Genomic DNA, 11,762 nt, shown 5'->3' on the forward strand with positions numbered 1-11,762 from the left:
CGATTGGTTCGGCGTATGTCGTAGATGCCGTTGTGCCCATGCAAGCTTCGTTCGGCGGCCTCGGCGGCGGGTATGTCACCGACGGACAGTGCGGCATTGTTTTGCAAGTTAGCGCCCCTCGAAATGGGGCGCACGTTTCTCAATAAAGGCGCGTACGCCTTCGATGTGATCGTGCGATATTCCAAGCTCACGTTGTAGGTCGCGCTCTCTATCCAGTTGTTGATCAAGCGTTTGCGTGACGCTTTTACGCATGGCGTGCTTAATTGCGGCGATTGCTTTGGCCGGTTGTTGCGCGAGTTGTGCCGCCAGCATTGCTGCGGCATCAGGTAAGTCGGCGTCGTCGATGACTTTCCATATCAGCCCCCAGTTTTCGGCTTGTTCTGCGGCCAGTTTTTCCCCAGTTAGTGCGAGCCCCAGCGCGCGTGCCATGCCGACGCGTTGAGGCAGAAACCACGTGCCACCCGAATCAGGAACAAGTCCGATTTTCACGAACGACTGAATGAAACTGGCAGAACGCGCGGCAAGCACCATGTCGCATGCAAGCGCCAGATTTGCACCGGCGCCCGCTGCAATGCCATTCACCGCGGCGATGACCGGAAATGACAAAGCGTGCAAGCGCCGGATCAGTGGGTTGAAGTGCTGCTCGAGCAGATCGCCAGGGTCAGTCATTGCGCCGGGTGTGAACTCCAGCTCGCCAAGATCTTGTCCCGCACAGAACGAGCGGCCAGTGCCGGTTAGCACCAGCGCACGAGTACCGGATGCAGCAAACAAATCCAGCGCTGCGCGTAATTCTTTGTGCATCTTGAGCGTAAAGCTGTTCAGCTTGTCTGGACGGTTCAGCGTCACCGTGGCGACACCTGTCGATTCGTCGAAGTCGGTTTTAATTGTTTCATATGGCATTAGCTTTGCTTTCCTAATTATTCGGCGAATGGCACGAGCGATATCTGGATTACCGGGCTCATCGTTTTTTCATGTTAGCGGGCATTGATGCGTTTAGCTATTCAGCCGAATGGCTGAGACCGTTTGGCCGACTTCTCCATCAGCTGATTGTGGTGCAACATGAACCCGGCTTTGAATGACGTGGAACCGTCTGGAGACAAATGCCGCATCGGTGAGTGCGGAGTTCGCGGCGGGGTTGGCCCCAGTGCCATGAAAATCCGAGAATGCGGCTGACTGATTTACGAATACGCCACCGGTCAGATTGATCGATAACGCTACTCCACCGCGAAGCGATGCTTCTTCGGCTGCATGAATGATTGTGTTGTCGGTGCTGTAGACCGAAAGCGTGAGTGCGCCATGTTCTGCTGCGATCGTGCCGGCGAGATCAAGCGATTGAGCCGTTGCATCGGTTGCGATCAGAAACGAGATTGGACCAAACCATTCCTGGGTGAATTGTACGTAGTCGTGGGTGGCATCGAGTTGCAGGACAAGCGGTGTATGGATTCGCGCCTCCGGAAAGGCTGGGTGTTGCAGCGGTTGGCTATCTAGCCATACCCGGCCAAGCGCGCGTGCTTGCTTGATGCGTTGCGTAACGCTTTCATTCTGGATGGCACCGAGTAACTCAACGGCACGAACCGGATCAGCAACCAGTTTTTGCAAGGCGTCAATGATGCTTTGGGCAACAGAATTGAAGCTTAGCGTGCCTTCGCTCGTGCTGATGCCGTCTCGTGGGATGTAGATGTTTTGCGGTGCGGTACACATTTGGCCGGAGTACAGGGCCAGCGAGAACGCGACATTGCGTGCCACGGCTTTGATGTCGTCGACCGAGTCGATCACGATCTGGTTCACGCCGGCCTTCTCGGTAAAGACCTGAGCCTGATGGGCGTGCCGTTCCAGCCATGTACCGTTTCGGGTGCTGCCGGTAAAGTCGATCAGCCTGATTTCCGGACGTAACGCTAAATCCTGAACAATCTCGCCGTCGTTGGATTGGGTGGCCAGCAAAGTGATGACATTGGGATCAAGGCCGGATTCACGCAAGACTTCACGTGCGATACGCACGGTGATTGCCAGCGGCAAGATAGCTTTGGGATGAGGTTTCACGATCACGGCATTGCCCGTTGCGAGGTCGGCAAAAATGCCTGGATACCCGTTCCACGTGGGGAAGGTGCAGCATCCGAGCACGAGGCCTATGCCACGAGGGGTAATGGTGTAACGCTTGTGCATAGCCAGCGGAGGGTTTTTACCTTGTGGTTTTTCCCAGTGGCTTTCGGCAGGGATACGGCGTAACTGGTCCCAGGCGTAGGCAATTGCTTCAAGCGCGCGATCTTGCGCATGTGGACCGCCTGCTTGAAACGCCATCATGAAAGGCTGGCCGGTGGTGTGCATAACACTGTGGCCGATTTCAAAGCTGGCCCGATTGATTCGCGCGAGGATTTCGAGGCTAATTCCGATCCATGCCTCTGGGCCGGCCGCGCGCCAGTCATCGTGAGCTTTGGTGGCAGCGGAAATCAATGCAGCCGGCGTTGCTTCAGGATAGCGAATGCCTAGTGCGAAACCGAACGGGGATACCTCTTCGCTGGCGAGCTGACCGTTGCTTGGCTGGTCCAGCGCAAAGGTTTTGTTCAGATGGGCACTGAAAGTGGCTTCGCCTTCTGCACTGGCAGTTTCACCGTACACTTTTGGCGAAGGCGTTTCGCTGAACGGGCTCCAGTATCCACGTGTTTCAATGGCTGCAAGTGCTTGCTGCAGAAGATTTTCGTGTTTTGTGAACAGTGGATGCATGGTCGGAGTGTCATGAGCTGTGCTAACTGGGAAAAGCGGGCCAGATAATTAACCGGCCGGATGGTTGGCAAATATTAGCATTAACACGATGTTTTTGTCGGATGTATTGGAGGGGTTATGGAATCACATTTTTTGAGGAGCTGGAGAGCATGACTTATGAAAATATCCTGGTTGATGTGCGCGGCAGAGTGGGCCTGGTCACGCTAAACCGCCCCAAATCACTGAACGCGCTTAACGATGCCTTGATGGATGAGTTGGGCGTGGCTTTGCGAGCATTTGACGGGGACGATGGCATTGGCGCGATTGTGATTACTGGAAATGAGAAAGCCTTTGCTGCAGGGGCGGACATCAGCATGATGGCTGGCTATAGCTATATGGATGCTTATAAAGGGGACTACATTACTCGCAACTGGGAAGTACTCCGCTCGGTGCGAAAGCCCGTTATTGCTGCAGTTTCAGGTTTTGCGCTTGGCGGTGGATGTGAGTTGGCGATGATGTGCGACATCATCTTTGCAGCCGATACCGCGCAGTTCGGCCAACCGGAAATCAAACTGGGCGTCATGCCTGGCGCTGGCGGCACGCAGCGGTTACCCCGGGCAATCTCAAAGGCAAAAGCAATGGACCTATGCCTGACAGCACGTTTTATGGATTCGTCGGAAGCGGAGCGTGCTGGCCTGGTTTCGCGCGTGGTCCCCGCTGCGTTGCTCGTGGACGAAACGCTTGCCGCCGCTGCGGTAATTGCCGAATTTCCCCTGCCGGCGGTGATGATGATCAAAGAGTCGATTAATCGAGCCTATGAAACGACACTTGCCGAAGGCGTGCATTTCGAGCGCCGGATGTTCCACTCGTTATTTGCGACCGAAGACCAAAAGGAGGGGATGGCTGCTTTCATGGAAAAGCGAAAGCCGATCTTCACTCATCGTTAAAATCTGTTCAAAAACCGCTTGCCAGCGGAGTCCGGCATGACTAGAATTGCGGTCTTTCGCGCTCTGGGTGGATGGGGTGCGAAAGCGGGAGGTCCTTGATGGACGGGGCTTTGGCGGTACAGGCAGCAGGTTGTCCGGGTGAGCAGGAAAAAGCGCTTCCCTGGTAAAAACAAGTTGACGGTATCGGGAAAGTTCTCCATAATCTCGTTTCTGTGCTGCAGGGCGGCACGGTGGAACTGGCAGGTGCTGTGCGGGTGTGGCGGCAGCGGGTTTCACAGATGATCTTTAAAAATTAACAGCCGATAAGTGTGGGTACTTGATGGAGGCGCGAGGGGTTTCTGCCAGTCCGTAAGGATGGGCGGGAGTCTCATAAAGCGAAAGAATCAAGTCTCACACAGTAAAGTCAGGTATAGAAGCAAGATACCTGTCAATACGTTGAGTGAGCGACCGGCCTCGAAAGAGGCCGAAAACAGTAACAGGTTTGAACTGAAGAGTTTGATCCTGGCTCAGATTGAACGCTGGCGGCATGCCTTACACATGCAAGTCGAACGGCAGCACGGGAGCAATCCTGGTGGCGAGTGGCGAACGGGTGAGTAATACATCGGAACGTGTCCTGGAGTGGGGGATAGCCCGGCGAAAGCCGGATTAATACCGCATGCGCTCTGAGGAGGAAAGCGGGGGATCTTCGGACCTCGCGCTGCAGGGGCGGCCGATGGCAGATTAGCTAGTTGGTGGGGTAAAGGCCTACCAAGGCGACGATCTGTAGCTGGTCTGAGAGGACGACCAGCCACACTGGGACTGAGACACGGCCCAGACTCCTACGGGAGGCAGCAGTGGGGAATTTTGGACAATGGGCGCAAGCCTGATCCAGCAATGCCGCGTGTGTGAAGAAGGCCTTCGGGTTGTAAAGCACTTTTGTCCGGAAAGAAAACCTTTGCCCTAATACGGTGGGGGGATGACGGTACCGGAAGAATAAGCACCGGCTAACTACGTGCCAGCAGCCGCGGTAATACGTAGGGTGCAAGCGTTAATCGGAATTACTGGGCGTAAAGCGTGCGCAGGCGGTTCGCTAAGACAGATGTGAAATCCCCGGGCTCAACCTGGGAACTGCATTTGTGACTGGCAGGCTAGAGTATGGCAGAGGGGGGTAGAATTCCACGTGTAGCAGTGAAATGCGTAGAGATGTGGAGGAATACCGATGGCGAAGGCAGCCCCCTGGGCCAATACTGACGCTCATGCACGAAAGCGTGGGGAGCAAACAGGATTAGATACCCTGGTAGTCCACGCCCTAAACGATGTCAACTAGTTGTTGGGGATTTATTTCCTTAGTAACGTAGCTAACGCGTGAAGTTGACCGCCTGGGGAGTACGGTCGCAAGATTAAAACTCAAAGGAATTGACGGGGACCCGCACAAGCGGTGGATGATGTGGATTAATTCGATGCAACGCGAAAAACCTTACCTACCCTTGACATGTACGGAATTCTGCCGAGAGGTGGAAGTGCCCGAAAGGGAGCCGTAACACAGGTGCTGCATGGCTGTCGTCAGCTCGTGTCGTGAGATGTTGGGTTAAGTCCCGCAACGAGCGCAACCCTTGTCCCTAGTTGCTACGCAAGAGCACTCCAGGGAGACTGCCGGTGACAAACCGGAGGAAGGTGGGGATGACGTCAAGTCCTCATGGCCCTTATGGGTAGGGCTTCACACGTCATACAATGGTCGGAACAGAGGGCAGCCAACCCGCAAGGGGGAGCCAATCCCAGAAAACCGGTCGTAGTCCGGATCGCAGTCTGCAACTCGACTGCGTGAAGCTGGAATCGCTAGTAATCGCGGATCAGCATGCCGCGGTGAATACGTTCCCGGGTCTTGTACACACCGCCCGTCACACCATGGGAGTGGGTTTTACCAGAAGTGGCTAGTCTAACCGCAAGGAGGACGGTCACCACGGTAGGATTCATGACTGGGGTGAAGTCGTAACAAGGTAGCCGTATCGGAAGGTGCGGCTGGATCACCTCCTTTCAGGAGCTTGCGTGCCAAGATGAAGTGCCCACGCTTATCGGCTGTAATCAGGACAGACTCAGGGGTCTGTAGCTCAGCTGGTTAGAGCACCGTCTTGATAAGGCGGGGGTCGATGGTTCGAGTCCATCCAGACCCACCAACTTTGTCTGCGGTGGTGGCGGGTGCAGGAATCCCCGGGGTTGTACAGGGTATACAGGGTACAGGGGGATTAGCTCAGCTGGGAGAGCACCTGCTTTGCAAGCAGGGGGTCGTCGGTTCGATCCCGTCATCCTCCACCAGTCACCCGCCAGTCATCATTGCACAGGATCTGGAGCACCGCGCAAGCGGAAAGTCTCCGGGGTTTGTGCATTGGTGTTTGCGCCAGTCATGGCGGCATGAAAGTGCCGGCTGTCCCGTTCTTTAAAAATCAGGAAGAAGTAGTAAAGAGACCGGTTAAAAGCGCCTCGAGATGGGCGTGAGTAGACTGGTCAGGGTTGTGATTGTATCAAAAGTATGAAAAGTTCATCGAGAGATGGGCCTGGAATACGGCACAACGCAAAAACTCAACCTGTAGCGGGGGTGCGAGACACACTCGTTATAGGGTCAAGCGAACAAGTGCATGTGGTGGATGCCTTGGCGATCACAGGCGATGAAGGACGCGGTAGCCTGCGAAAAGCTCCGGGGAGCTGGCAAACGAGCTGAGATCCGGAGATGTCCGAATGGGGAAACCCGGCCCGAATGGGTCATCCGCAGCTGAATACATAGGCTGCGCGAAGCGAACGCGGTGAACTGAAACATCTAAGTAACCGCAGGAAAAGAAATCAACCGAGATTCCCAAAGTAGTGGCGAGCGAAATGGGAGCAGCCAGTACTCTTTAGCATGACCGTTAGCCGAACGCTCTGGAAAGTGCGGCCCTAGCAGGTGATAGCCCTGTAGGCGAAAACGGACGTGTGGAACTGAGTGTACAGAAAGTAGGGCGGGACACGTGAAATCCTGTCTGAAGATGGGGGGACCATCCTCCAAGGCTAAATACTCGTGATCGACCGATAGTGAACCAGTACCGTGAGGGAAAGGCGAAAAGAACCCCGGGAGGGGAGTGAAACAGATCCTGAAACCGCATGCATACAAACAGTAGGAGCCCTGCAAGGGGTGACTGCGTACCTTTTGTATAATGGGTCAGCGACTTACATTCAGTGGCAAGCTTAACCGATTAGGGCAGGCGTAGCGAAAGCGAGTCCGAACAGGGCGTCCAGTCGCTGGGTGTAGACCCGAAACCAGGTGATCTATCCATGGCCAGGATGAAGGTGCGGTAACACGTACTGGAGGTCCGAACCCACTAACGTTGAAAAGTTAGGGGATGAGCTGTGGATAGGGGTGAAAGGCTAAACAAACCTGGAAATAGCTGGTTCTCTCCGAAAACTATTTAGGTAGTGCCTCGTGTATCACCTTCGGGGGTAGAGCACTGTCATGGTTGAAGGGTCCATTGCGGATTACTTCGCCATAGCAAACTCCGAATACCGAAGAGTGCAATCACGGGAGACAGACATCGGGTGCTAACGTCCGGTGTCAAGAGGGAAACAACCCAGACCGCCAGCTAAGGTCCCCAAATATTGCTAAGTGGGAAACGAAGTGGGAAGGCAAAAACAGTCAGGAGGTTGGCTTAGAAGCAGCCATCCTTTAAAGAAAGCGTAATAGCTCACTGATCGAGTCGTCCTGCGCGGAAGATGTAACGGGGCTAAGCAATATACCGAAGCTGCGGATGCACAGTAATGTGCATGGTAGGAGAGCGTTCCGTAAGCCTGCGAAGGTGCACTGTAAAGTGCGCTGGAGGTATCGGAAGTGCGAATGCTGACATGAGTAGCGATAAAGGGGGTGAAAAGCCCCCTCGCCGTAAGCCCAAGGTTTCCTACGCAACGTTCATCGGCGTAGGGTGAGTCGGCCCCTAAGGCGAGGCAGAAATGCGTAGCTGATGGGAAGCAGGTTAATATTCCTGCACCAGCATGAAATGCGATGGAGGGACGGATCGCGGAAGGTTGTCCGGGTGTTGGAAGTCCCGGTCCTTGCATTGGAGAAGGCGCTTTGGCAAATCCGGGCGCAGGATTCAAGGGTGCGAGGCGAGTCACTCCGGTGACGAAGCAACTGGAAGGGGTTCCAGGAAAAGCTTCTAAGCTTCAGTTTCATGGTGACCGTACCGCAAACCGACACAGGTGGGCGAGATGAGTATTCTAAGGCGCTTGAGAGAACTCGGGAGAAGGAACTCGGCAAATTGGTACCGTAACTTCGGGATAAGGTACGCCCCGGTAGCCTGACTGGCCTGCGCCAGAAGGGTGAAGGGGTTGCAATAAACTGGTGGCTGCGACTGTTTAATAAAAACACAGCACTCTGCAAACACGAAAGTGGACGTATAGAGTGTGACGCCTGCCCGGTGCCGGAAGATTAAATGATGGGGTGCAAGCTCCTGACTGAAGTCCCGGTAAACGGCGGCCGTAACTATAACGGTCCTAAGGTAGCGAAATTCCTTGTCGGGTAAGTTCCGACCTGCACGAATGGCGTAACGATGGCCACACTGTCTCCTCCCGAGACTCAGCGAAGTTGAAGTGTTTGTGATGATGCAATCTCCCCGCGGCTAGACGGAAAGACCCCATGAACCTTTACTGTAGCTTTGCATTGGATTTTGAACCGGTCTGTGTAGGATAGGTGGGAGGCTTTGAAGCGTGGACGCCAGTTCGCGTGGAGCCATCCTTGAAATACCACCCTGGCTTGTTTGAGGTTCTAACCCTGGCCCGTTATCCGGGTCGGGAACAGTGCATGGTAGGCAGTTTGACTGGGGCGGTCTCCTCCCAAAGTGTAACGGAGGAGTACGAAGGTACGCTAGGTACGGTCGGAAATCGTGCTGATAGTGCAATGGCATAAGCGTGCTTAACTGCGAGACCGACAAGTCGAGCAGGTGCGAAAGCAGGTCATAGTGATCCGGTGGTTCTGTATGGAAGGGCCATCGCTCAACGGATAAAAGGTACTCTGGGGATAACAGGCTGATACCGCCCAAGAGTTCATATCGACGGCGGTGTTTGGCACCTCGATGTCGGCTCATCTCATCCTGGGGCTGTAGCCGGTCCCAAGGGTATGGCTGTTCGCCATTTAAAGAGGTACGTGAGCTGGGTTTAAAACGTCGTGAGACAGTTTGGTCCCTATCTGCCGTGGGCGCTGGATATTTGAAGGGACCTGCTCCTAGTACGAGAGGACCGGAGTGGACGAACCTCTGGTGTACCGGTTGTCACGCCAGTGGCATCGCCGGGTAGCTATGTTCGGAAGAGATAACCGCTGAAAGCATCTAAGCGGGAAACTCGCCCTGAGATGAGATATCCCCGGGGCTTCAAGCCCCTTGAAGGGTCGTTCGAGACCAGGACGTCGATAGGTCAGGTGTGGAAGCGCAGTAATGCGTTAAGCTAACTGATACTAATTGCCCGTAAGGCTTGATCCTATAACCAGTGTGTCTTCTCCTGTACCGGAGTTTGACATGCGTGGGTCATTTGCTGTGTGCCATACGCTCACACCCCCATTTTTTACTGCTTCTTCCCGGTTTGCCGCTCCTGCGCATGCAGCTGCGGCCCCCCCTTTGCCTGATGACCATAGCGTGTCGGTACCACCCCTTCCCATCCCGAACAGGACCGTGAAACGACTCCACGCCGATGATAGTGCGGATTCCCGTGTGAAAGTAGGTAATCGTCAGGCTCCCCTTTCTGCTCAACGCCCCAGATACCAGCCGTATCTGGGGCGTTGTCCTTTCTGCGGCCCTTTCCCCGCTTCTCTCTCATCACCCCGCTCTAGGATCCTCCCCTAGACGAATACTCGCCACAGCCACTATTTAAACAAACAGAACATTCTGTTTCACAATAGTTATGCCGATAAAATAGGTGGCATGCAGTTTCCTTAATTTTTCCTGTCTTTTGGCCTGTGCTATGTCCGTTTTGCCTGAGTTTTCTCGTGCGGTATGTCCTCACGACTGTCCCGATACGTGTGCGATGCGCGTAACCGTTGAAAACGAGCGGGTAATTAAAGTGAACGGAGATCCTGATCATCCACCAACCAACGGTGTGCTTTGCACCAAGGTCAGTCGTTACGCGGAACGCGTACATCATCCCCAACGTCTTACGGTACCCATGAAGCGAGTTGGTCCCAAAGGAGTGGGGCGTTTTGAGCCGATTACCTGGGATCATGCTTATTCATTAGCCGCGCATCGGTTGTCGGATATTGCTCGCCGAATGCCTGAAGCGATCTTGCCGTACAGCTACGGTGGAACGATGGGTTTGGTGCAAGGTGAAAGCATTGCACAGCGATTTTTTCACAAGTTGGGTGCGTCTCAGCTAGATCGCACAATCTGCGCTGCAGCCGGTGCCGCGGGTTTGAAATACACCTATGGCGCGAGCGTTGGGATGCATTCCGAGTTTTTCGAAGAAAGTGACCTGATTCTGATTTGGGGTGCCAATCCTGTTGCATCAAATCTTCATTTCTGGACTCGGGCACAAGAGGCGAAGCGTCGGGGAGCAAGGCTAATCGCAATAGATCCATATCGCTCTTTGACAGCTGAAAAATGTCATCAGCACATCGCGCTCAAACCAGGTACCGATGGCGCCTTCGCACTCGGCATGATGCATGTCCTGATCCATGAAGATTTACTGGATCACAGCTATATCCATCAATACACAAAAGGATTTGATGCGTTGAAAATACGGGCGCTTGCTTATCCACCCAGCCGCGTCGCCCAGATTTGTGGTGTCGAGGAATCTGTCATCACCGAATTGGCACGGTTGTATGGCACTTCCAGCAAAGCAGCGATTCGCCTGAATTACGGTATGCAACGTGTCCGCGGAGGAGGTAATGCCGTGCGTGCTATTGCCTGCCTGCCATCGTTAACCGGTGCCTGGCGCAACCGTGCTGGCGGCCTGTTGCTATCGTCATCAGGATGGGCACCTGTTAATTCTCAATCGCTTGAACGCCCGGATTTAATGCCGGGTTGGCCGGAGCGCGCTCCCCGTGTCATCAATATGAATACGATAGGCGATGCGTTGCTGAATCCAGGCAGCATGTCATTTGGCCCGAAGATTGAAGCAGTTGTTGTCTATAACTCGAATCCGGTTGCCGTTGCGCCCGATTCCGATCGTGTTGCTGCGGGTTTTGCCCGCGATGATTTGTTCACGATCGTGCTGGAGCATTTTCAGACGGATACCGCTGATTATGCGGACCTGTTGTTACCCGCGACGACGCAGCTCGAACATCTGGACATCCACCATTCGTATGGCCATACCTATGTCATGGCTAATGTGCCTGCGATTGCTCCGGTCGGCGAAGCACGTCCCAATACAGAGATTTTTCGAGGCATTGCACGCGCGATGGGACTGACAGATGCTGCGCTATTCGACAGCGATGAAACGGTGGCTGCGAACGCCTTGCGCTGGAATGATCCGACATTGGCTGGGAGTGACTGGCAAACGTTGAAGCAAGCCGGCTGGATCAAGTTAAAAGTCCCCGAAGCACCGTTTGCTGAAGGGGGTTTTTGCACGCCCTCGGGACGGTGTGAATTTTTTAGCGACCGTCTGGCGCACGACGGGTTAGAGCCGGTGCCAGATTATCTGCCGCCTTATGAATCAGCAGAGTATGCCCCTGACCTTGCCGCTCGTTTTCCGCTGGCGATGATCTCGCCGCCGATGCGTCATTTTCTGAATAGCACATTCGTGAATGTTCAGAGCTTGCGCGCTACCGAAGGTGAGCCTCATCTAGAAATTCATCCCGTTGATGCATCCGCGCGCCATATCGTCGATGGCGATCAGGTCCGGATTTTCAATGATCGGGGTTCGATGCAGGCATGTGCCCGGATAACGGATCGGGCACGCGAAGGGGTGGTCGTCGGTTTGTCGATATGGTGGAAAAAGCTGGCTGCGGATGGCCGGAATGCGAACCAGGTGACGAGTCAGGCATTAACTGATCTTGGCGGCTCGGCGACTTTTTACGACTGTCTGGTCGACGTCGAGCGCGTGTAAGCGTTAACAATGGCAGTTAAGTTTGCCTGGTTTGAGCGCGACGTCTAACCCTATTGTTTTGAGTCAATGATCCATGAACGTGCA

Annotated in this window: 4 protein-coding genes, 2 tRNA genes and 3 rRNA genes; 7 read left to right on the forward strand and 2 right to left on the reverse strand. The window is 54.4% G+C overall.

The window, feature by feature from the left end; translation table 11 throughout:
- Positions 1–108: 108 nt before the first annotated feature.
- Both paaG and paaN read right to left on the reverse strand, forming a co-directional pair.
- Positions 109–900 (reverse strand): 2-(1,2-epoxy-1,2-dihydrophenyl)acetyl-CoA isomerase PaaG, encoded by a 792-nt coding sequence (gene paaG / locus GH657_RS02975; protein WP_153099305.1) that lies wholly within the window; start codon positions 898–900, stop codon positions 109–111.
- Positions 901–993: 93 nt separating this feature from the next.
- On the reverse strand, positions 994–2,721 hold the full coding sequence (gene paaN, locus GH657_RS02980) for a phenylacetic acid degradation protein PaaN (protein WP_153099306.1): 1,728 nt from the start codon (positions 2,719–2,721) through the stop codon (positions 994–996).
- Between the two features lie 149 nt (positions 2,722–2,870).
- Here paaN and GH657_RS02985 point away from each other — a divergent pair, with 149 nt between their 5' ends.
- The 7 genes from GH657_RS02985 to GH657_RS03015 all read left to right on the forward strand — a co-directional run bounded on the left by GH657_RS02985 (position 2,871) and on the right by GH657_RS03015 (position 11,678).
- Positions 2,871–3,647, forward strand: coding sequence for an enoyl-CoA hydratase (locus GH657_RS02985; RefSeq protein WP_153099307.1), 777 nt, complete (start codon positions 2,871–2,873; stop codon positions 3,645–3,647).
- A 483-nt stretch (positions 3,648–4,130) separates the two neighbouring features.
- Positions 4,131–5,661: ribosomal RNA gene (locus GH657_RS02990) — 16S ribosomal RNA — on the forward strand.
- A 62-nt stretch (positions 5,662–5,723) separates the two neighbouring features.
- Positions 5,724–5,800, forward strand: a tRNA-Ile gene (locus GH657_RS02995).
- Between the two features lie 63 nt (positions 5,801–5,863).
- Positions 5,864–5,939: transfer RNA gene (locus tag GH657_RS03000), tRNA-Ala, on the forward strand.
- 302 nt (positions 5,940–6,241) lie between these two features.
- Positions 6,242–9,121: ribosomal RNA gene (locus GH657_RS03005) — 23S ribosomal RNA — on the forward strand.
- Between the two features lie 138 nt (positions 9,122–9,259).
- A 5S ribosomal RNA gene (rrf, locus tag GH657_RS03010) occupies positions 9,260–9,372 on the forward strand.
- The 16S, 23S and 5S rRNA genes sit together here with 2 tRNA genes alongside, the layout of an rRNA operon.
- Positions 9,373–9,599: 227 nt before the next feature.
- Positions 9,600–11,678: a molybdopterin-containing oxidoreductase family protein gene (locus GH657_RS03015; RefSeq protein WP_153099308.1), complete on the forward strand. Its 2,079-nt coding sequence runs from the start codon at positions 9,600–9,602 to the stop codon at positions 11,676–11,678.
- Positions 11,679–11,762: the final 84 nt, after the last annotated feature.

The organism is Paraburkholderia hayleyella (genome assembly GCF_009455685.1).
GTDB classification, from domain to species: Bacteria; Pseudomonadota; Gammaproteobacteria; order Burkholderiales; family Burkholderiaceae; genus Paraburkholderia; species Paraburkholderia hayleyella.

Bases quoted from the DNA above. Each gene is read 5' to 3' on its own strand.
- GH657_RS02985 (WP_153099307.1), top strand. From the start codon at position 2,871: ATGACTTATGAAAATATCCTGGTTGATGTGCGCGGCAGAGTGGGCCTG.
- paaN (WP_153099306.1), bottom strand. From the start codon at position 2,721: ATGCATCCACTGTTCACAAAACACGAAAATCTTCTGCAGCAAGCACTT.
- GH657_RS03015 (WP_153099308.1), top strand. From the start codon at position 9,600: ATGTCCGTTTTGCCTGAGTTTTCTCGTGCGGTATGTCCTCACGACTGT.
- paaG (WP_153099305.1), bottom strand. From the start codon at position 900: ATGCCATATGAAACAATTAAAACCGACTTCGACGAATCGACAGGTGTC.